Source organism: Bacteroides luhongzhouii, assembly GCF_009193295.2.
Lineage (GTDB): Bacteria > Bacteroidota > Bacteroidia > Bacteroidales > Bacteroidaceae > Bacteroides > Bacteroides luhongzhouii.
Map to the genome: position 1 here is coordinate 5,032,899 of NZ_CP059973.1, position 22,535 is coordinate 5,055,433.

General features: G+C 43.6%; 14 protein-coding genes. 4 read left to right on the plus strand and 10 right to left on the minus strand.

Annotated features, from left to right (window positions below; genetic code table 11):
* Positions 1–20: 20 nt before the first annotated feature.
* The 4 genes from GD631_RS19200 to GD631_RS19215 form a co-directional block, all read right to left on the minus strand.
* Entirely contained in the window at positions 21–893 is an 873-nt protein-coding gene (locus tag GD631_RS19200; RefSeq protein ID WP_143259544.1) for a histidinol-phosphatase, read from the minus strand.
* A 101-nt stretch (positions 894–994) separates the two neighbouring features.
* On the minus strand, positions 995–2,863 hold the full coding sequence (locus GD631_RS19205; protein WP_143259543.1) for an ABC-F family ATP-binding cassette domain-containing protein: 1,869 nt from the start codon (positions 2,861–2,863) through the stop codon (positions 995–997).
* Positions 2,864–2,889: 26 nt separating this feature from the next.
* Complete coding sequence (locus GD631_RS19210) at positions 2,890–3,696, minus strand: DUF3805 domain-containing protein (protein ID WP_143259542.1); 807 nt, start codon at positions 3,694–3,696, stop codon at positions 2,890–2,892.
* 140 nt (positions 3,697–3,836) lie between these two features.
* Positions 3,837–5,030 carry a hypothetical protein gene (locus GD631_RS19215; RefSeq protein ID WP_143259541.1) on the minus strand — a complete coding sequence of 398 codons (1,194 nt, stop codon included), beginning with the start codon at positions 5,028–5,030 and terminating at the stop codon, positions 3,837–3,839.
* A 241-nt stretch (positions 5,031–5,271) separates the two neighbouring features.
* On the opposite strand from GD631_RS19215, the gene GD631_RS19220 reads away from it, so the two are divergent.
* Positions 5,272–5,961 (plus strand): two-component system response regulator PhoB, encoded by a 690-nt coding sequence (locus GD631_RS19220; protein ID WP_143259540.1) that lies wholly within the window; start codon positions 5,272–5,274, stop codon positions 5,959–5,961.
* 27 nt (positions 5,962–5,988) lie between these two features.
* Positions 5,989–7,770 carry a two-component system sensor histidine kinase PhoR gene (locus GD631_RS19225; RefSeq protein WP_143259539.1) on the plus strand — a complete coding sequence of 594 codons (1,782 nt, stop codon included), beginning with the start codon at positions 5,989–5,991 and terminating at the stop codon, positions 7,768–7,770.
* Between the two features lie 121 nt (positions 7,771–7,891).
* On the opposite strand, the gene GD631_RS19230 is transcribed toward GD631_RS19225, so the two are convergent.
* From GD631_RS19230 to GD631_RS19250, 5 genes are all read right to left on the minus strand, one after another.
* On the minus strand, positions 7,892–10,117 hold the full coding sequence (locus GD631_RS19230; RefSeq protein ID WP_370511920.1) for a glycoside hydrolase family 3 C-terminal domain-containing protein: 2,226 nt from the start codon (positions 10,115–10,117) through the stop codon (positions 7,892–7,894).
* Positions 10,118–10,139: 22 nt separating this feature from the next.
* Positions 10,140–11,396, minus strand: a complete 1,257-nt coding sequence (locus tag GD631_RS19235) for a glycoside hydrolase family 5 protein (RefSeq protein WP_143259537.1) — start codon at positions 11,394–11,396, stop codon at positions 10,140–10,142.
* 15 nt (positions 11,397–11,411) lie between these two features.
* Positions 11,412–13,661: a beta-glucosidase BglX gene (gene bglX, locus GD631_RS19240; protein WP_143259710.1), complete on the minus strand. Its 2,250-nt coding sequence runs from the start codon at positions 13,659–13,661 to the stop codon at positions 11,412–11,414.
* A gap of 93 nt (positions 13,662–13,754) precedes the next feature.
* Entirely contained in the window at positions 13,755–15,380 is a 1,626-nt protein-coding gene (locus GD631_RS19245) for a RagB/SusD family nutrient uptake outer membrane protein (protein WP_143259536.1), read from the minus strand.
* Positions 15,381–15,400: 20 nt separating this feature from the next.
* A complete protein-coding gene (locus GD631_RS19250) occupies positions 15,401–18,571 on the minus strand; it encodes a SusC/RagA family TonB-linked outer membrane protein (protein WP_143259535.1) in 3,171 nt (1,056 codons plus the stop codon).
* Between the two features lie 300 nt (positions 18,572–18,871).
* Here GD631_RS19250 and GD631_RS19255 point away from each other — a divergent pair, with 300 nt between their 5' ends.
* Positions 18,872–20,575: a SusR family glycan utilization regulator gene (locus GD631_RS19255; protein WP_143259534.1), complete on the plus strand. Its 1,704-nt coding sequence runs from the start codon at positions 18,872–18,874 to the stop codon at positions 20,573–20,575.
* Positions 20,576–20,860: 285 nt separating this feature from the next.
* On the opposite strand, the gene GD631_RS19260 is transcribed toward GD631_RS19255, so the two are convergent.
* Positions 20,861–21,142 carry a hypothetical protein gene (locus GD631_RS19260; RefSeq protein ID WP_143259533.1) on the minus strand — a complete coding sequence of 94 codons (282 nt, stop codon included), beginning with the start codon at positions 21,140–21,142 and terminating at the stop codon, positions 20,861–20,863.
* 123 nt (positions 21,143–21,265) lie between these two features.
* On the opposite strand from GD631_RS19260, the gene GD631_RS19265 reads away from it, so the two are divergent.
* Positions 21,266–22,210 (plus strand): DUF5106 domain-containing protein, encoded by a 945-nt coding sequence (locus tag GD631_RS19265; RefSeq protein WP_143259532.1) that lies wholly within the window; start codon positions 21,266–21,268, stop codon positions 22,208–22,210.
* The last annotated feature ends 325 nt before the right edge of the window (positions 22,211–22,535 follow it).

The following is a 22,535-nucleotide window of genomic DNA, read 5'->3' on the forward strand; positions in this document are numbered from 1 at the left end:
ACACTATCGCCTTACTTTGATTATTTGGCCCACTTCAATATTGCCTCATTCCTTTTTCCTATGGGAGTATCTTCCCATTTCCTCTCATGCCATTCTACCACCGAAGTAAAACCTGCTTTCTTCAAAGCGGCTAATCCTTCGAAGCGGGCATTATTTATTCTTTCAGGATAGTGTGCATCACTATTCACCTGTACCCGAATACCCAATTCCTTTAGGAAAGGGAAATAACGTTCATTCGGATAGAATGTACCCAGTTCATGATAAGACTTGGTATTGATTTCCACAATATAACCACATACGGCAATCATCGCGAAGTAATCACGGACCAACGTGTCATACCATGCTTCATCAAGCAAACCCGGACGATAACAGGAAGCATTATAATGCATCTTGTCAGCATGACCGACAATATCAAATCCTCCCAATTCTACCATACGGAACAGGTTCTTATAGTAAAGACGGACCACATAATCCAAATCACCATCGAAATACTTGTCCACCAATTGACGGAACATATCTGCCGGAGTATCAATGTCTACGATTTTTCCTTCCGGAGAATATAACATATGCACGGAACCTATCCGGTAGTCAAGTGGTAGTTTTTGAAAACAAGGTAGAGAAGGATTGTTCTCTTCGTTCAGGTAATCTATTTCAAGACCGATGGCAAGCTCTATTTTATCTGCATATTTCTTCTTTAGACGGGAAAATTCGAAAAGGTAATCATCCATTCTATCCCATTCCATAGTCCATGCAGTAGAAAACGGCAGTGGAGCATGGGAAGAAATGCCATAGGAAGTAAAGCCTTCACTGATAGCAAAACGAATAAAATCTTCCATATTGGCGCGTCCATCACAATACAGGCAGTGACTATGATAATTGGTTAGGTTTGTCATACTAGGTTATGTTGTCAGGGTTATATTATCCAGGTTATTATCACTATCAGACTATTCTAGTGATATAATAAACTATACTTGTGCCAATACAATGGCACAAATCAGCTTTCTATTTCGCTGAGTTCCAACCAGCGCATCGTCTTTTCATCAATCAAGTCATTAACCTCAGGCAAGCGTTTCGATTTCTCGGTCAGTTCGTCAACGGAGAGCGTACCGCTGCAAAGAAGTTCTTCAATCTGTGCCTTTTCGGTTTCCAGGTCGGCAATTTCCTTTTCCAGTTGTTCAAATTCACGCTTTTCCTTGAAACTCATTTTCCGCTTGTCGTTCAGGCGGACGCGGGCGGTCTTTTCTTCCTGCGGCTTCTCTGCTTCTTTCTCCTTTTGCGCTTTCGCCTCCTTCCAGTCGCGGTAATCGCTATAATTGCCGGGGAAGTCGCGGATGTCGCCCTGTCCGTTGAATACCATCAGGTGATCTACTACCTTATCCATAAAGTAACGGTCGTGGGAAACGACAATCACACAACCTTTGAAATTCTGAAGATATTCCTCAAGCACATTCAATGTGATAATATCGAGGTCGTTGGTAGGCTCATCCAGCACGAGGAAGTTAGGGTTACGCATCAAGATAGTGCACAAGTAAAGACGACGGCGCTCTCCCCCACTCAACTTATAGACATAACTATGCTGCGTTTCGGGAGTAAACAAGAAATGCTGCAAGAATTGTGAAGCTGTCAGTTTCTTTCCATTACCCAATTCAATTACTTCGGCAATATCCTGCACTACATCAATGACCTTCATTTGTTCATCAAACTGAAGCCCATCCTGCGAGTAATAGCCGAAACGAACCGTTTCGCCAATGTCTACCATACCGCTATCGGGCTGTACTTGCCCCATTAATATCTTGATGAAAGTAGATTTTCCGGTTCCGTTGTTTCCTACAATACCCATCTTCTCATAACGGGCAAAGATATAAGAAAAGTCTTCCAGAATCTTCAGGTCACCGAAGCTCTTGTACAAATGGTCGGCTTCGAATATCTTGCTGCCGATATAGGATGCTTTTACTTCCAGTTTGACGTTATCGTTATTAAAACGTTGCTTCGCCACCTTTTCCAGTTCATAGAAAGCATCTTCCCGATAACGGGCTTTATGTCCGCGTGCCTGCGGCATCCGGCGCATCCAGTCGAGTTCCGTACGATAAAGATTATTAGCCCGTTCAATTTCTACACTTTTAGCTTCGATACGTTCCTGACGTTTTTCGAGGTAATAACTGTAATTTCCCTTATATTGATAAACTTGCTGATTGTCTATTTCGATAATCTCCGAACAAACACGGTCGAGGAAATAACGGTCGTGCGTCACCATCAGCAGGCTAAGGTTGGTACGACGCAGATAATCTTCCAACCATTCAGTCATGTCCAAGTCAAGATGATTGGTAGGCTCATCGAGAATCAATAAATCCGGTTCGGTAATCAAGGCGTTTGCCAAAGCGACGCGCTTCAACTGTCCGCCGGACAGTTGTTTCACTTTCTGGTCGAAGTTACGGATTTTGAGTTGTGAAAGAATTTGTTTCGCTTTCTGTTCATATTCCCAGGCTTTCTCCTGATCCATACGTACCAAAAGGTCTGCCAGTCCCGGATGCCCTTCGGTTTCCATACAACGTTCGTACTCCTTTATCAACTCCACTGTGCTGTTGCCATGATGAAAACAAGCTTCAAGCACCGTCAGTTCTTCGGGATATTGCGGGTCTTGTTCCAGATAATCCACCCGAAGGTCACGACGGAAGACAATATTACCGCTATCATAACCTTCCTTTCCGGCAATAATATTCAGTAAGGTCGTTTTTCCGCTACCGTTCTTTGCGATCAATCCTACACGCTGACCTTCGGCAATGCCCAAAGATATATTTTCAAAAAGAACCAAGTCACCGAAAGACTTGGTCAGGTTATCTATCTGTAAATAAGGTACTGCCACGTAAATAATGATTAGTTGGTTAGTGATTAGTGATTAATAATCACAGATTTATACTCTTCAATGACATTGCAAGGCTCACCTGCCTTTACTTTACTCCATGCAATTTTCATCGGGTCAATGATCCGGTCATTATATTGAACAACAGGAGCTTCCCGGTTACCGTCAATCAACGTCTTCCATTCCATACCTTCCACTTCATTCGTCAGAATCGCACAGACAGTAATACCGATAGCCAGCCATTCCTCTTTTTTCTTCGCACCTATCTTACCGCTATCAATCACTTGCTGAAGTTTCTCCAAGTCCTCTTCTATTCCCTGAAAATCTTTCTTCAGTTCCTGCTTCACGGTAGATACCACCCATTCGTACCCTTCATTAATCAAATAGATTTCAGAAAGACGGACAGGAATCAGTTCAGCAGGATACTTCTGTCCTTCTTTGCGTATCTCCAAAGTAGCGATCACTTCTTCCGCCTCCTTCACAACTCCGCCTTTAGGTACAGTAAAGGAACATTCGAAAGCTATATCATCAACACCTGTAATCCACAAATGGGAAGTATAATAAGTTCCCTCCTCCTGAAACATTTCTTTGCTATACGCACATTCCCACGCTCCGACTTGCACCAACGAAGCCGAATCGTTCTCTTTCAGTTCCTGCCGGATAGCGTCTTTGCCATAACCGGCTTTTCCTTTAAATGCGGATATACGAAAATTTCCCGTCCATACATCGGGATTATAGAAAAGAAAAGAGCCTTCGCCATCTTCAAACTCGTTCCAGTCTGACGGATAGCTCATTGAAAACCATGCCCCGGGAGAGATAAATTTCTTGCCTTTCATTCTTTTTCATTAAATGATTACTTGGCAAAAGTACGAATTAAATACGAATTTCAGGCACGGATTACACGGTTTTCGCAGTTTTCGGAAAGATGATAACATAAAGCAACAGCGTAATCCGTGTAATCCGTGCCTGAAAAACATCATTTCCCTATAGGCTGTATTTTCCTACGCACATCTTTAGAAATCTCCAGAAACATATAGTTCAACTTTCCGGAGTGGATTCCTGCCTCATTCTCCTTATACTTTTTATTAGCATATTGCTTTGATTTCTCGAAAGTCAGCAATGACATTTCATTCTGCGATTTGCCTACCATCGTAGAGTCCAGCTGTTCATCCGGAAAGAAATCATCCAGATCGACGTCACCAATCATGGTTGTTTCCAGAAAGTTCTTGTCCGTATGTGAATTATCCGTATAATACCCCACAAACATATGCCCCGGTGTACGTACCAGGATCGGATCGATATTGATGGCACGGAGCAATGAAGCGAACAGTACGCTACCGTCCACACAATTAATCTGTGAAGATTCCAGCGCATCATCAAACGTACGGACACGCTGCGAGAAAACAACATTGCTCGAAAGGCTGGTGTTGGAAACAGAACTGTAACGGAATTTGCGTTTCTGCAATATGTTCCAAAGGGCGTACACTTGCTTGTCCACCGCCCCTTTAGCTTTGCTCTGATAGCCAAGGAAACGATTGACAATACGGGTATTCAATGCCTCGCGAAGCAACTGGTCGATCATCGGATTCTCTTCATTGACATAGGCAGCAAAAAAAATACTTGTATCATGGAATTTGGTTCCATTCGATACATACCCCAACAGACATTCATTGATACTACGTACTGAGAATGTACGCACCCGTTGCCCCAGATCCTTTCCATTCATCTCAACAGTAATAGCCACACTTACCGGTTCTGCCTGCACCTCATTTTTCAAGGCTTCATAGTTCCAGATGATATCAGGATAAATCGTATATTCCGTTCTGGGCTTGTTCAGTACAAATTCCGACACCGAACGGGAGAAAAAAGGTGTTTCAGCCACTTCAATCCGTACCCGGCTATAGGCTGTCTTCGACTTCACCCGAATAGCAATACACGATTTCGGATTCCCCAAATACGTTGAATCTGACGGAACAATCACCTGCGCGTCAGTAGTGGCAACAGACAGAATCGCCGAAGGGAATATATTCCCTCCCAAATCGTCTACAATCTCAAAACCGGAATTGAATGAAGTATATTTAAACACAGACATACCGCCAAGGAAAATTAACAGCACCACAACAGAGCCTATTATTTCCCGCCGATGTCTTTTCAGGTCAATTTTTATCATTATTTGTAGTTTCTATGGTCAAACATTTCTATTATATCTCGCTAACAAAGATAACAAATAGCGTTCGTTTTTTCCTCTTACAATCAGCAAAAACTTTTATATTTTATATCAGCCCTCTCGATTCCCGGAATGTAACATGATTGTAACGTCTGTTTCATCTGCCCGTAACAAAGTCTCCCCATCTTTGCAAAGGATAAAATAAAAACGTAACTTTGTCATATCACATTAATACATATATCTTATGAACGATTACCGTATTCTAGTTGTCGACGATGAAGAAGACCTCTGTGAGATACTGAAATTCAATCTTGAAAACGAAGGCTATGAGGTTGACACTGCAAACTCTGCCGAAGAAGCAATGAAGATGGACATCAGCAGCTATCATTTAATTCTCCTCGATGTGATGATGGGAGAAATCTCCGGATTCAAAATGGCGAATATCTTGAAGAAAGACAAGAAAACAGCGAAAGTGCCTATCATCTTTATCACGGCAAAAGATACCGAAAACGATACCGTGACCGGATTCAATCTGGGAGCGGACGATTATATTTCGAAACCTTTCTCTCTGCGTGAGGTCATTGCCCGTGTGAAGGCTGTACTAAGACGCACGGTAGCAACGGAAACGGAAAGAGCTCCCGAACGTCTTACTTATCAATCGCTCGTCATTGACATCACCAAGAAGAAAGTAAGTATCGACAACGAAGAAGTGCCATTGACCAAAAAAGAATTTGAGATATTGCTTCTGCTGGTACAGAATAAGGGACGTGTATTTTCGCGTGAAGACATCCTGGCCCGCATCTGGAGTGACGAAGTGTACGTGCTCGACCGTACCATCGACGTAAACATCACCCGTCTGCGTAAAAAGATTGGTGTATACGGCAAATGTATTGTCACCCGTCTCGGATACGGATACTGTTTTGAAGCTGAATAAATAATTATGCCGAATTAAATAGTTATTATGAACCTGCCTGTAACTCAAAAGCATTTTCTTTCTTTCAGCCGGAAGCTTTTCCTTTCGGTTATCTCACTGTTTCTGGTATTTGCCATTTGTTTCATTGCTTACCAGTATCAACGAGAACGGGAATACAAAATAGAACTGCTGAATACAAAATTGCAAGATTACAACAGCAGACTCTACGAACAGTTGGACGAACAAGCCATTGACAGTGAAATAATCAATGGATATGTCAACAACCATATTCTGGAAGATCTACGCGTAACCCTTATCGATATGGAAGGAAATGTGGTTTACGACAGTTATCCGAGCCATAACAGGCAGATAGAGAATCATCAGAACCGTCCGGAAGTACAAAAAGCAATAAAGCATGGCAACGGATATGACGTACGCCGTACTTCCGAAACAACCGGACTTCCCTATTTCTATTCAGCCACCCGCTATAAAGATTATATCGTTCGCTCGGCTTTGCCTTATAATGTCAGCCTCATCAACAATCTGCAAGCAGACCCGCACTATCTATGGTTTACCATCATCGTGACCTTATTATTAGTGATTATCTTCTATAAATTCACCAACAAACTGGGCACTTCCATCAACCAGCTCCGTGAATTTGCCATGCGCGCCGACCGGAACGAGCCTATCGAAATGGCTATGCAATCGGCTTTCCCGCACAATGAACTGGGGGAAATCTCCCAACATATCATTCAAATCTACAAACGACTGCACGAAACCAAAGAAGCTCTCTACATTGAGCGTGAAAAACTGATTACCCATCTTCAGATTTCACACGAAGGACTGGGTATATTCACAAAAGACAAGAAAGAAATTCTAGTCAACAACCTCTTTACCCAATACAGTAACCTGATCTCGGATTCAAATCTGGAAACGACAGAAGAAGTCTTTGCCATCAATGAACTGAAAGAAATTATTCATTTTATCAACAAGAACCAGCAAGAACGTTCAAGAGGAAAAGGTGAGAAACGAATGTCAGTCACCATCAACAAGAACGGACGGACATTTATCGTAGAATGTATCATCTTCCAGGATGCCAGCTTTGAAATCTCCATCAATGACGTCACCCAGGAAGAAGAGCAAGTAAGACTCAAACGCCAACTGACCCAAAATATCGCCCACGAATTGAAAACTCCCGTCAGCAGTATTCAGGGGTATTTGGAAACCATTGTCAGCAACGAGAATATTCCACGTGAGAAGATCAACGTATTCCTCGAACGTTGTTATGCACAAAGCAACCGTTTGAGCCGACTGTTACGTGACATCTCTGTACTCACCCGCATGGATGAAGCCGCCAGCATGATTGATATGGAACGAGTGGATATCAGTGTATTAGTAGGAAACATTATCAATGAGGTGTCACTGGAACTGGACGAAAAGCATATCACAGTAATCAACTCCCTGAAAAAGAGCATACAAATCAAAGGTAATTACTCACTGCTCTATTCCATCTTCCGCAACCTGATGGACAATGCCATTGCATACGCCGGAACCAATATTCAAATAAATATCAACTGTTTCCGCGAAGATGAGAAATTCTACTATTTCAGCTTTGCCGACACAGGTATAGGAGTGTCTCCCGAACATCTGAACCGCCTCTTCGAACGCTTCTACCGGGTAGACAAAGGACGCTCACGAAAACTGGGCGGAACAGGATTAGGGCTGGCTATCGTAAAAAATGCCGTTATTATCCACGGCGGCAACATCTCCGCCAAAAATAATCAGGGTGGCGGACTGGAATTCGTATTTACGCTGGCAAAGGAGAAATAAGGTTCTCAGTCAAATTCCGTGTTATTTAATTTATGCTAAAGACCCTTACACATCGGTCTTTCAATGAGATTTGCCAACACGAAACTTGACGAAGAACCATAAAGAAACAAGAATTACAACTCTATTTTAGCTCAAAAGGAACTCTGGACTTGACATCTGTAGCGGAAGATGCTATGACTGCCTCGAACTTACCCGCTTCTGACACCCACTGATGACGGGTGTCATCAAAGAATTTCAAAGCATCTTCATTGACAGTAAAAGTAATCTCCTTTGTCTCACCCGGAGCCAGCCTCACTTTACTGAATCCTTTCAGCTCCTTTACAGGACGAGGCAATGATGATTTCAAGTCACTGATATACAATTGTACTACTTCGCTACCCTCACGACTACCTGTATTTGTTACCGGTACAGTAATAGTAAGCGTTTCATCCGCTCCCATTACCTTCTTATCAGCTACAGCCTTTCCATATTTAAAAGTAGTATAACTCAAACCATGTCCGAAAGGAAACAAAGGTTTTGTTTTCTGTTTATCCGCCCAACGATAACCTACGAAAATTCCTTCATTGTATTCCTCATCCACAATATTACTGCCATCCGCTCTAAGAACACCCGGATAATCGCCTAATTTATGAGCACCTACATCCTCCAGAGCAGCCGGGAAAGTAAACGGCAATTTCCCCGACGGGTTCACATCACCTGCCAAAATTGCCGCTATCGCACTGCCGGCTTCCGAACCTAAGTACCATGCCTGAAGCACAGCCGGAACATCCTTAATCCACGGCATAGATACTGCATTACCCGAGATATTGACGACAACCAGATTTTTGTTAGCCTGTGCCAAAGCTTTTATCACCTCATTTTGTCCATAAGGCAGACCAAGTTCCTTGCGGTCTGCATCCTCGCAATCCTGATGCGCACTCTTGTTCAACCCACCGACAAAGATCACATAATCAGCCTCTTTGGCAACTTCCACTGCTTCAGCAATAAGTTCTTCCGGCAAACGGTCGTCTTTCAAGTCCTGACCAGACTTCACACCGTTATACTCACCTGTAGGATCACCCACATATCCACGGGCATAAACAACTTCCGCCCTATTTCCGAATCTAGTTCTGATCCCATCCAACGGAGAAAGCTCATGTTTCACTTTCAGTGAAGAACTACCACCGCCCACTGTCATCATCTTCACAGCATTTTCACCAATCACAGCAATCTTTTTCACCTTATCCAAATCAATAGGCAATACATTGTTATTGTTCTGCAGCAACACAATACCCTCCTCACCGATATGACGGGCGGCAGCAAAATGAGCTTCCGAGCACAAAGCACCCCAAGGACGTTCCCTATCCATTGTTGTCCGATAAGCCAGACGAAGAATGCGCCTCACTTTATCATCCAACTCTTTTGTTCCTACTTTGCCTTCCTTTATCAATGTAAGATACGGATATGCCAGATAGTAGTTATCATAAGCATTGCTTGCCCCATTGGAAAGTCCGTTTGTCCAACTGCCGAACTCCATATCCAAGCCATTATGAATAGCTTCTTCCGTGTCGTGGGTACCTCCCCAGTCGGAAACAACCACTCCGTCAAATCCCCATTCACCTTTCAGGATATCATTCAGCAAATATTGGTTATGACAACCGTGCTGACCTTTATACAAGTTGTAAGATCCCATGATGGCCCAAGCCTTGCCCTGCCGGACAGCCGCCTTGAAAGCAGGCAGATAAATTTCATACAAAGCACGGTCATCCACAATAACGTTGGTGGTATGGCGGTTCACTTCCTGATTATTCAGCGCATAGTGTTTTACGCAAGCGGCAACGCCATTCTGTTGTACCCCCTGTATATAAGGAACTACCATTTGTCCGGCCAGATAAGGGTCTTCACCCATATATTCGAAATTACGCCCGTTCAGCGGAGTACGGTAAATATTCACTCCGGGACCTAACAACACGGACTTATTACGATAACGCGCCTCTTCACCGATACTCTTTCCATAAAGCATAGACACTTCAGGGTTCCATGTTGCCGCCAGACAAGTCAGTGCAGGAAAAGCCACACAAGAATCATTAGACCATCCGGCCTGTTCCCACTCATCCCAAAGCACTTCGGGACGAATACCATGAGGACCGTCTGTCATCCAGAATTCGGGAATTCCCAAACGTGCCACACCCGGTGAGCAAAACTTGGACTGGGCATGTGTCATCGCCACTTTCTCTTCCAAAGTCATACGGTTGAGCGCATCTTCTATTCTTTCCTCTACAGGTTTTGTATTATCCAAATAAACGGGAATCGTTTGCGCCTGAACCGCACTACCCAACAATAGGGCCAACATACCCGAAATAATCATACTTTTCATGGTCATCCATTTTTTATTTATTAACCCACAAGCCCAGCGAACGGATATAACCCGTTTGCGGCATACAATTCTCACATTTACTATTCTCTATAAATGCCGACATCGCTTTCTTTGCCACCTCCTGATCAGGGCGTGCATCCCGTATCTCTTTGTAAGTAGCGCGAGGTGCTTCCGAGAAAGCAACTACTTGCTCCCAACCTTCCGGCACCTTGATACCCATAAACGAAGAACCATCTATCTTTTTATACGGCCAGAACGTGTACCCGATGTTGTTTTCTTCCATCACCTTACAAAAAGCCGCCTGCCATTCATCAGTATTGTGACCGATTTCACCCATATACATCGGCAGGTTCACACTGTCACGGAAATTAATAAGAGTCTGGATAGCTTCCTTTGTAGGATCACCTCCGTAACGATGGCAAGTGTACATCAGTTTATCGTCATAAGCAGCGTCCTTGAACGGCTTGAAGTTACCATTCCACTGTGCTCCTCCGATCAGAACAATATGATTGTTATCCACCTCACGAATAGCTTTCAACGCACGCTTGTGCAGAGGTTCCAGCTTTGCGTTCAGTTCTTCCATATTTTCAAAATAGGGAGCGATAGGCTCGTTGATTAACTCATATCCCAATATAACAGGCTCATTCTTATAATAATCGGCAATCTCCTTCCAAATATCACAGAACAACCGTTGACTTACCTCGCTTTCAAACAGCCAGGGATAACCGTAACTGTCATCAATATTATCACCTGTCTGTCCGCCCGGAGCATCGTGCATATCCAGAATCAGGTAAAGATTATTATCACGACACCAGTTCACGACACTGTCCACACGGGCAAATCCGTCCTGCCTCCCTGTCAGCCCCATATAGTCCTCATCAGTGAAGAGTTTATAATGGAAAGGAAGACGAATGGTATTTGCCCCCGTAGAAGCGATAAATTCCACATCCTTGCGGGTGATATAGTTGTCTTTAAACTGTTTCCAAAATTCTGTCACAAAGTCCGGACCTACCATCTGACAAAACATCTCATTGATGAAACATCCGGAATTAGTTTTATTGAAGCCGAACATATATCCTTCGGGATTCAACCAGTTACCCAGATTCGTACCTTTAATAAATAGTTTGCTACCGTCCGGCTGAATCAAGTCCTGTCCGGACACACGCACGAATGCTTCAGGAGCAGGCGCAATTTCCTGTTGCTGCGCCTGTTTTTGCTGACATGAAGCAAATCCCCCCACAAACAATAATACATAAATTATATATTTCATACCTATTTCTAACAATTAATTTATTACTTCAAAATCAGCGGAAAGTCCTTCCTCACTGTTTGTACCCAACCACAACTTAAATTCTCCGGGCTCCACCACCTTCTTCATATCAATGTTCCAGAAAGCCAATTCACTGACGGGCAATGAGAAAGTTACAGTCTTGGTCTCTCCCGGCTGTAAAGTGACACGCTGGAAACCTTTTAACTCCTTCACCGGACGGGCTACAGAAGCCACCTTATCCTGCACATAGAGCTGGACAACTTCTGTTCCGGCATACTTTCCGGTATTCGTCACGTTCACTCTCGCCGTCAATGTAGCATTTGCCGCCAATTTATCAGCCGATAATTCCAACACATCATAGGCAAAAGTAGTATACGACAATCCGTAACCAAAGGGGAACAAAGGACCAAAACCTGCATCCATATAAAAAGAAGTGCAACCCAACGAGGTCTGCCCGGCTTCGAATGGAATATCATCAATCAATGTTTCCTTGCCGCTGGGAGCACGTCCCGTGTGATGATGCGCATAATAAACAGGGACCTGTCCCACCATCTTCGGAAAAGTAACCGGAGTCTTCCCACTCGGAACAACCTTGCCGAACAGTAAATCTGCAATAGCCGGACCACCCATCGTTCCCGGATGAAAGGAATAAAGCACGGCAGCCGATTCATCCACTTCTTTACCAATAGTGAGCGGACGACCTGCCATAACCACCGTCACCAGCGGTTTACCGGCTTTTGCCAACGCTTCAATCAATTCCGATTGCGCTCCACGCAAATTCAAATCAGCCAAGGAGTGAGCTTCGCCCGACAGAATAGATTCTTCACCGACAAAAGCCAGTACCACATCCGCCCGCCGAGCTGCTGCCACCGCCTTTGCTATACCCGAAGTCTGTTTGTCGCGGCTATAGGCCAATCCCGGTTCATAAATAATCTGAACCTTGTCTCCATACATTTCCCGCAATGCCTTCAGCGGAGTCTGTGTATGTTCCTTTTCACCATCAAACACCCACGTACCCATCTGATCATGAGGGGCATCCGCCATCGGGCCGACTACAGCAACCGTACGCACCATCTCCCCCAAAGGAAGAACCTCGTTATCATTCTTCAATAAGATGACCGACTGCTCTACTGCTTCTTTCGCTTTCGCCAAATGACTTTCCGCATATTTTACTGTTTGATCTGATATCACATAAGGATTATCGAACAACCCTAAGCGGAACTTTAAACGTAAGATATTACGAACTGCATTATCAATAGTAGCTACCGAAACCTTTTTTTCTTTTACCAAAGTCTCCAGATTTTCCATAAAGGAACCGCTTACCATTTCCATATCTATACCTGCATTGACCGACTTTTCAGCCGCTTCCTTCGCATCTTTGCAGAAACCGTGCGCAATCATCTCGGTAGCCGACGCCCAATCCGTCACAACTACGCCGTCATAATTCCATTCTCCACGCAGCACCTCTTTTAATATAAAGGAATTACCGGTAGAAGGCACTCCGTCATTATCATTAAAAGAAGTCATGAACGTGGCACACCCTGCCTTGGCAGCCGCCTCGAAAGGAGGGAAATAGACATTGCGCAATTCACGTTCCGGTATGAATGTCGAATTATAATCCTTGCCACCTTCAGCGGCACCATAACCCACAAAATGCTTGGCACATGCCGCTATGGCTGTCGGATCGTCCAGAGAATCCCCCTGAAACCCCTTAACCATCGCCGCTCCCATCACAGCAGACAGATAAGGATCTTCGCCACAACTTTCCGCCATACGTCCCCATCTCGGATCACGGGAAATATCAATCATCGGAGCAAAAGTCCAGCGAATACCATCGGCAGATGCCTCAACAGCGGCTATGCGGGCTCCATCCTCTGCAATTCGGGGATTAAAGGTTGCCGCTTGCCCCAATGGAATAGGAAATATAGTTTTGTATCCATGAATCACATCACGCGACATCAGGACAGGAATCCCCAACCGGGATTCCTTCACAGCTATTTCCTGCACTTTATTCACCAATTCAGGGTCAGTCAGATTCAACAGAGAACCCACTTTTCCTTCTTTTATCACCCCGGCTATCTGATCAATGCTTCCATTCGGACTCAACTGATTCATCTGCCCTATTTTTTCCTGCAAAGTCATCTTACCCAGCAGTTCTTCGACCTTATTGTCTATGTCCCTATCCTTCTCACTACCAGCTTGCGGTGTGCAGGCAAAGAAAGAAAGCATAAGCAAACAGGCAGAAGACAGTTTGAAATGTTTCATCATATGTTATTCTTCTAATTTGATTATGCCTTGCTCATATCGCGTCAAAGGCGTGGCACAAGCAAGGCATTCTAAGGAAATATACTTATTAAATTAGTATGGATTCTGTGTAATCGAGCCTTGTGCAGCTTCTATTTCACTCTGAGGAATAGGAATGTATTTCTTGTTTTCTGTCCAGTCAACACGTTCCGGGATAGCCTGTCCACCCCAAGTATTTTCACCTTCCCACTGATTCTTGTCAAAATTATAGGTACGCTTAGTCCGTAGAACCACACCGGCTCCGGCTTTGAGTACAGTAGCAGCCTTTCCGGAGCGGACAAGGTCGAAATAACGTTTTCCCTCACCCACAAATTCAAGTCGACGTTCATTAATGATATTATCCACGGTAACAGGGATAGAAGCTACACCGGCACGTTCACGGACAAGATCGAAATAATCTTGCGCAAGACCGTCACCGGTAGCCAAAGCCAGTTCAGCCGCATTGAGCAATGTCTCGGCATAACGGTAAAGATGAAGATTTTCATCATGGTTCAAACCGGCATCACCTACACTGCCTTCCGTATCACCCGGACGGGGCAGATATTTGCGCAGGAAGTAACCGGTGTTCTGATAACGACCACCATAAGTGACGGTATCCCCTTCTGCGAATTTCGCCCTTGCATATTTATCCAGATTAAGAATGGCAACATCACGGCGACGGTCATTGTCTTCAAAAGCGTCATACACTTCTTTAGAAACAGAGCCGAACCCCCAGCCGCTTGTAAATTCAGGAGTATGCCCCTCTGCACATTTGATAGTCAAGCCATCAATGCCAATCATTTCAGGATATACAGTACCACCTGTAAAATTGGCATTCCCCCAAGTACGTTTACCTCCTTTAGCTATATAATTTACATCGAATATGATTTCTTCGTTCCATTCCTTATCAAGCGCATAAAGATCATTATAATTTTTAACCAAGTCATACTTGTGCGAATTGATGATTGCTTTCATATATCCCAAAGCCTTTCCGTAACGAGACTGGTCTTTCTGGTACATCACATAATCAGCGTAAATCATGGAAGCAGCAGCTTGCGTCATACGTCCGGCCCATTCGTCGGGTTGTTTCATCGGAAGTACTTCACTGTCCAGCACGCTCTCCAAATCGACAACCACCTTTTCATAAACCTGTTCTGCAGTTAATTGATCTGCCAGATAAGGAAGGCTGGTCAAGTTCTCTTCATAAAAAGGAATATTGCCCCATGTTTTCCAAAGAACAAGATAATACCAGGCACGCATCGCACGGCCTTCGGCTATAAAAAGAGCCTTTTTATCATCGGATAGATCTGAATCCTTCGCATTATCAATCAACCGGATAGACCGATTGATACCTGAATAACTTGTTGTCCACGCTCCATCGATATTATTACGGGGATCGGACTTGTACTGGGAAATCAGGTGAATCTGTGACTGGTCGGATGTGTTGCCGCCACCGACATACATATCATCGGCCATAGAGTCCCATACCAAGCTCAAGGGTGCCCATCCACCAAAGTAGTCATACCATTGCATCGGATCGTAAGCAGCCACTGCTGACTCCATCATTCGGGATTCTGTAGTATAATATCCGTCAATGGGCAAGCTGCTTGAAGGCTCAACTGACAGGAAGTCGTCGCCGCAAGATGCTGTACCCAGCATCAAAGCCAGAGCGGCGAAGCTATATAATGTAAACTTTTTCATATCTGTATGCTTTATATTCATTAAAAATTAAGATTAACACCTACGGTAAAGGTACGCGCCTGAGGATAGTAACCACGGTCGATACCATTGGAACGTTCGTCACCATTGAGTTCCGGATCCAGACCTTTATAAGAAGTCATTGTCAGCAGATTCTCGGCAGCCACATAGAAACGAAGCTTCTGAATAAAGATCTTCTGAGTCAGGTAGGACGGCAATGTATAACCCAACTGAATGTTCTTGATACGTGCGTAAGAACCATTATGGACATAAAGATCAGAAACACGCCAGTTATCATTGTTGTTTGCCCAAGAAAAACGAGGCATTGTATTGGAAGTTCCTTCACCATGCCAACGATTCATAAACTCTGCGGGAAGATTCACATAGCGGCAGTCCAGACGACGGGTTACGTCCATGATTTCCTGCCCCATAGCACCTGACAGCAACATGCTGAAGTCGATATTTTTCCAGGAAGCATTGAGATTCAAACCGAATGTCCAATCAGGAGTTCCCTTACCAATCATTGTCTTATCCTTATCATTGATCTCTCCGTTCTTGTCAAAGTCTACAAAGATTACGTCACCCGGCACTGCGTTGGGCTGCAGCTTCTGCCCTTTATCATTCACGTAAGCATCAATCTGCTCCTTGTTCTGGAAGATACCGTTTGTTTTATAACCATAGAAATAAGGATATGGCATTCCGTTTTCCGCACGGGATACGTTACCAATCTGGTGAACATTGTCATACATCTCAAAGCCATCGGCATTCCCCAGATTAATCAATTCATTTTTCAGATAGCTGGCATTAGCGGATATTCCGAAGTTCCAGTCACCTTTATTGAACTTATACCCCAACTCCAGTTCAACTCCCTCATTCTTCATCGAACCAACGTTGCCCCAAGGCTTGGACTCACCCAAATAAGAAGGAATACTCATTTCCTTCAGCATGCCATTCGTCTTCTTGTAGAAATAATCCACCGTGAAAGTCAAAGCATTGTTGAAGAAGCCGAAATCCAGACCGGCATCATATTGTTCCGATTCTTCCCATTTCAAGTCCTTATTGGGAGTGCCGGACGGCTTACTACCCATGACGATGCTCTGGTGTCCCGGAGTGCCGAACACATAGTTGTTGCCGATAGCTACATTGGCCATATAACGGAAAGCTCCGATATTTTCGTTACCGTTCTTCCCCCAAGAGAGGCGCAGTTTTGTATTAGTCAACCAAGATGGACGTTGATCCATCCACTTTTCATTTGTAATGTTCCATCCTAAAGATACGGAAGGGAAGGTAGCCCATTTGTTATTAGGACCGAAGTTAGACGAACCGTCACGACGCACAGTAACCTGTAACATATAGCGTTCATCATAGTTATAGCTCAACCGCCCGAAGTAGGAAGCCAACGTTGTCGGGTCAAATGCCCCACCGGTGGCATTACGTTTACCTGCAGACTGCAAACCGGTTGTGAAATCCAAGTTTGCCTTGTCCCCAATATATTCAATCATATCCATTGCATCGCCCTTTAATCCGCGTCCTGTGTACTTCTTGGCCGACTGCCCCAACACAACCGCAAAAGAATGAACACCAAACGTTTTGTCATACGTCAACACATTCTCAATCTGCCACGTATAGCCACGATTCATTTCAGACCACACTTTCGATTTGTCATTCGTAGCATTTTTATTCAGATAGTGAGGATGATTCCATCCGTCTTTTCCCCAGAATGCGAGGTCGGAACCCCAAGAGAATTTATATTTCAAATGATCCCAAACACTTAGTTCGGCAGCCAAAGTAGCGATAATCTTATCAGAATTATTCTTTTCATAGGGTAAGGAAAGTCTTGCAAGCGGATTTGCAAGTTCATTGAAATCACTGCTCGGCATGGAAAGCAACTGTCCGCTACGTTTGTCGTAGATAGGGTCACCATAAGTATTCCGGTCATAATTCTGAAGTTCGCTTTCATCTTTAGCGTAAACGGACATGGTAGGATCCATGAACAAAGCGTCGCCGAGCGGAGATCCGGTCAGACTGCCGGCAGTGACCCCCACACTATTCACGCGAGAATAAGCTATGTTCATAGAGAATGTCATCTTTTTCAGCCAATTACGTTGTTCCGATTCGTCAAACAGCGTGTACATTGTGTTGCTACGCAGTGACAGACGTTGGTAGTTGGAAGCATCGTAGTTTCCCCCAATGATACCGTCCTGATCATAATATCCTAATGAAAAATAGTAATTTACCTTCTCGGAAGCACCGCTGATGCTTAACTGGTGATTCTGGACCGGAGCATTATCATAGAACAAGGCGTCCTGCCAATTGGTACCCGAACCTAAAGAAGCAACCTGTTCAAAACGGGGAGCCTCGCCTGCATAATCGGCAGCCTCATTCATCAATGTAGCATATTGGGTAGCATTCAGCATATCCCGCTTCTTCCATGCACTTTGCCATCCATAAGAGAAGTCATAACTCACTTTAGTTTTGCCGATACTACCTTTCTTTGTAGTAACGAGAACAACACCATTTGCCGCACGAGCCCCATAAACGGCTCCGGAAGCTGCATCTTTCAATACTTCGATACTGGCAATATCAGCGGGATTGATATTATCAATACCACCGTCTACCGGCATACCATCAATAATGTAAAGCGGGTCGGAGTTGTTGATAGTACCAATACCACGCACACGTACTCTTGAGCTCGCTCCCGGCTGACCATTGAGGGTAGTGACCTGAACACCGGCTGCCAGACCTTTCAACGCATTGTCCACACGTGTGGGAGATGTTCTGCTCAAATCTTCGGAAGAGACCTTGGCAATAGAAGCCGTTACCACACTCTTCTTCTGAGTACCATAACCAATCACTACTATCTCATCCAAAGTTTTCGTATCTTCCCGTAAAATAATGTTGAGCGGAGCGATAGTAGCTTTCACAATTTGCGGAAGATAACCTACGTAGGTTATTTCAATCTCTACCCCCTCTTCTACATTGGAGAGAGAAAAAGCACCATCAAGATTAGTAATAGTACCGTTATTAGTACCTTTTACCAATACACTCGCACCGATAATGGGCTCACCGGTTACATCTTTTACTATTCCTTTCACAGTCTGCTGGGCAAACATACCGATAGAAAAGAAAAACAGCAAGCATCCGACAGATAACATATATCTGAACGCTTGCGTCTTTTTTAAATCATTTCTCATAACACAAAATATTAAAGTTAACACTCAAATTTCTTATGACTTTTGTCAACGCAAAGATAAAACAAGTACATATAGCCTGTATGAGCAGGTAAAGCGCAAAAGTAAATCACCATTTTTGATAATAATCTAATTATTAACGTATTACTCTAAAAAGAAGAGAGCAAAAAGTAAACTTTAATAAATAAAACGGGAAGAGGTATTCATCATCAAACGATTATATAACCTAACTTTTTCCTAAAGAACATCCGCCATATTTAAAAGGATTGACTTATATTTGTACGTCTAACCAAATATAGTACAATGAAACATCTGTTTACCTTATTACTTTTATTTACTTCTACCTTTTTGTCTGCTGACTCCCATAGTATGGAAATTGAGTCTCTTCTATCAAAATTAGATTCTTTAATCGCGCGAAAGGATGACTTCGTCGCTGCTAAAGAGACCAAAATAAACCAACTCCATAACCAGGGACGGAATATCCGTACATCAGAAGAACGCTATTGGCTGAACAAGATGTATTACGATGAATATTTCGTTTATAATTCCGATTCCGCCATGATTTATGTAGACCAGAATCTGGACATCGCCGACAAGCTAAATAAAAAAGAATGGAAAGCGGAGTGGAAAATCAAGAAGTCTTTTCTTCTGGCCGCTACCGGTTTGTTGAAGGAGGCATTAGATGAATTACGCAATGTTTCGAGCCAATTACTCACCCCTGAACTGAAAGTGGAATATTACGGACAGTTGATGTATCTGTACTCCCATTTCGGACAGTATTCAGGAGATGACAATACAAATATCCGTGAAGGATATTATGAGAAAGAAAAAGCATATAAAGACTCTATCTATGCCTATATCACCCCTCAAGACCCTTTCTATTTATGGTACAAAGGGTGGAAATTTCTGGGAAGCACTGATACGGAATCCATAAAGAAAGAACTCTTGAATGAAGTAGAGAGGTCATCCCTGGAAACCCGACGTGATGCAATGAATGCCTATATCCTAGCCTGCCTTTATCAGGATAGCAATCAACAAAACGAGTATTTGAAATATATGATTTATTCGGCAATGGCGGATGTGAAAACAGCAAACAAGGACATTGCTTCGCTGGAAGAGCTGTCAAAAACATTGTATGAACTGAATGATATAGACCGTGCCTATACCTATATTAATTACTGCCTCCAAAACGCCCAACTTTATCGTAACCGGGTACGTGTTATCGGCATTTCGGAAACACAAGACGCCATTCATCGGGCCTATCAAGAAAGAAATATCCGACAGGAAGCCCGTTTGCATACATTCTTGTTTCTGGTCAGTATTCTTTCAATCATCTTACTGATTGCCATTCTCTATATCTATATGCAAATGAAGCGACTGGCATATTCACGCTCCCAACTGAATGAAAGCAATCTGTTGCTGAACAAACATGTGGACGAACTGTCGGAAACCCATCAACTGTTGGAAAAAGCAAACGCCCAGTTACAGTCGTTAAATGAACAGTTGAAAGAAACAAACGCCCAACTTCGCGAATCCAATTATGTAAAGGAAGAATATATAGGTTACGTATTTTCCATCTGTTCCAACTATATCAGCAAGCTGGACGAATTCCGTAAAAGTATTAACAGGAAAATGAAAGCCAAACAATTTGATGACATAAAAGAATTGACAGACTCTCCGATTATGGCACAGAATGAGTTGAAAGAGCTTTACCATAACTTCGACGCCATCTTTCTACATGTCTATCCCAATTTTGTCGAAGACTTCAACGCCCTGCTGCATCCCGACGAGCAGATTTTACTAAAAGATGGAGAATTACTGAATACCGAACTACGCATATATGCGCTGGTACGTCTGGGAATTAACGATAGCGTAAAGATAGCCGAATTCTTACATTGCTCTCCGCAGACGGTCTACAACAACCGACTGAAGACACGCAACAAAGCCATTGTACCGAAAGATGAGTTCGCCAATACAGTGAAGAGTCTGGGCAAAATGCAAGAATGACCACTGTACATACTTCCTTAAAAAAGGAATATTAAAACACACGAGAATACAATAGATTGGATCACCGTGCGGAAGATTACCTAAATGCGTAGCATTTTCCTTCAGCGGAATCCTATATTTTACATTTTAGAACGTTTTTCTTTCAACACAAAAGTAATTTACCAACATACGACTCTTTTGGAAAGACAAATCATCGGTATACGGTCTTTTTGCCATTTTCCTTTTATCACCCGACGAAGACCAACCAGCTCAAAAAAGGTCCCTTTTTATGCCTTCGCAGCTTCCTCACCGAGAAACCAAAGGTTTGTCGGTGAGAAACAGAAGGTTCATCGGTGAGAAACCAAAGCTATATCGGTAAGAAATGGAGGCTTTACTTACCCCCCAAAGTGCATATTCCTCGCTAAAACATACAAAATAAGCCGGAGTTTCTGCATATTCTTGCATTTGTTTATGCAATTTCTCTTCTGGTTTAATCATGTTGAAGTATTCTTTTTCGATGGAAATCTTAAAAACAGAACATGATCCTCTTTCCAGCTCATCCTTTCCCGAACTTCCCAAATTCACCATTTGAAACTCCGGTAACTGAAAAAAAGATGATTTTTTTGATAAAAATAAAAAGAAAGCTATCTTTGTCTTCAATACATGTATACTTCAATGCACATACATAAGTTAAATGAAAAATAGCAAGTCATGAAAACGAATATAAATATCCTATTTACTTTGTGTATTCTCCTTCTTTGTGCCTGTAAAAGTGGAAACGCTTCCAATCAATGTGAAAACGAAGCTCCCCGGGATACTATTACAACCTTCATCCTGCCTGCCATCCCCACAATGATGACAGCTCCCGAACAACGAGCAGATTTTCTAGTGAAACACTATTGGGATCATGTCAACTTCGCCGACACCAATTACATCCACCACCCCGAAATAACCGAGCAAGCCTGGGCAGACTATTGCGACATACTGAATCATGTACCTTTGGAAACCGCACAAGAAGCCATGCGGAAAACAATCGAGCGAACGAACGCAGACAAAAAGGTATTCACCTACATCACCGATCTGGCTGATAAATATCTCTACGACCCCAACTCCCCCATGCGTAACGAAGAATTCTACATCCCCGTATTAGATGCTATGTTAACTTCCCCCCTGCTAGAGGAAATAGAAAAAGTACGTCCCAAAGCCCGCCGGGAATTGGCCCAGAAAAACCGCATCGGCACCAAAGCCCTGAACTTCAACTACACGCTGGCCTCCGGCGCGCAAGGTTCCCTCTACCAACAACAAACGGATTACATCCTGCTATTCATCAACAACCCAGGTTGCCATGCCTGCACAGAAACGATAGACGCTCTGAAAAACGCCCCTATCATCAACCAACTTCTGGAACAAAAGAAACTAACAGTCCTCTCCGTCTATCCTGACGAAGAACTGGACGAATGGCGAAAACACCTGAATGAATTCCCCAAAGAATGGATCAACGGATACGACAAGAAACTCGCCATCAAAGAACAACAACTATACGACTTGAAAGCAATCCCCACCCTCTACCTTCTCAACAAGGAAAAAACTGTGCTCTTAAAAGACGCCACCGCACAAGCTGTTGAAGAATACCTGCTAATGAAAAGCAATAAATAAACATACACAAGAAATCCCTGTTGACATACAGCATATAAGCCAACATAGGCCGCTTGATTAACATAGAAAAGATAGTGACGGTATATGCTCAAGATACTAACGGTATCCTTGCCATATACCGTCACTATTTACGCCGGATAGCGTCACCATTTCCCCAAAGAATCTCCCCCACCAACAACCAACCTACCTCCCCCCACCTCACACCCACCCCACACGCCTCCCCGGCCTCGTTTTTTCAGCGTCAAGCGCAGGTGTTTTCTTCGGCGTCAAAAAGGGCAGACTGTTTGAGCGTAGCGAGTTTCTGCCCTTTAGCCGGAGGAAGCAC

What these genes read in the sequence shown, in the direction of transcription:
- GD631_RS19235 (WP_143259537.1), bottom strand. Translation starts at nt 11,396, where the DNA reads ATGAAATATATAATTTATGTATTATTGTTTGTGGGGGGATTTGCTTCA.
- GD631_RS19250 (WP_143259535.1), bottom strand. Translation starts at nt 18,571, where the DNA reads ATGAGAAATGATTTAAAAAAGACGCAAGCGTTCAGATATATGTTATCT.
- GD631_RS19215 (WP_143259541.1), bottom strand. Translation starts at nt 5,030, where the DNA reads ATGATAAAAATTGACCTGAAAAGACATCGGCGGGAAATAATAGGCTCT.
- GD631_RS19225 (WP_143259539.1), top strand. Translation starts at nt 5,989, where the DNA reads ATGAACCTGCCTGTAACTCAAAAGCATTTTCTTTCTTTCAGCCGGAAG.
- GD631_RS19255 (WP_143259534.1), top strand. Translation starts at nt 18,872, where the DNA reads ATGAAACATCTGTTTACCTTATTACTTTTATTTACTTCTACCTTTTTG.
- bglX (WP_143259710.1), bottom strand. Translation starts at nt 13,661, where the DNA reads ATGAAACATTTCAAACTGTCTTCTGCCTGTTTGCTTATGCTTTCTTTC.
- GD631_RS19265 (WP_143259532.1), top strand. Translation starts at nt 21,266, where the DNA reads ATGAAAACGAATATAAATATCCTATTTACTTTGTGTATTCTCCTTCTT.
- GD631_RS19260 (WP_143259533.1), bottom strand. Translation starts at nt 21,142, where the DNA reads ATGGTGAATTTGGGAAGTTCGGGAAAGGATGAGCTGGAAAGAGGATCA.
- GD631_RS19200 (WP_143259544.1), bottom strand. Translation starts at nt 893, where the DNA reads ATGACAAACCTAACCAATTATCATAGTCACTGCCTGTATTGTGATGGA.
- GD631_RS19220 (WP_143259540.1), top strand. Translation starts at nt 5,272, where the DNA reads ATGAACGATTACCGTATTCTAGTTGTCGACGATGAAGAAGACCTCTGT.
- GD631_RS19210 (WP_143259542.1), bottom strand. Translation starts at nt 3,696, where the DNA reads ATGAAAGGCAAGAAATTTATCTCTCCCGGGGCATGGTTTTCAATGAGC.
- GD631_RS19245 (WP_143259536.1), bottom strand. Translation starts at nt 15,380, where the DNA reads ATGAAAAAGTTTACATTATATAGCTTCGCCGCTCTGGCTTTGATGCTG.
- GD631_RS19230 (WP_370511920.1), bottom strand. Translation starts at nt 10,117, where the DNA reads ATGATTATTTCGGGTATGTTGGCCCTATTGTTGGGTAGTGCGGTTCAG.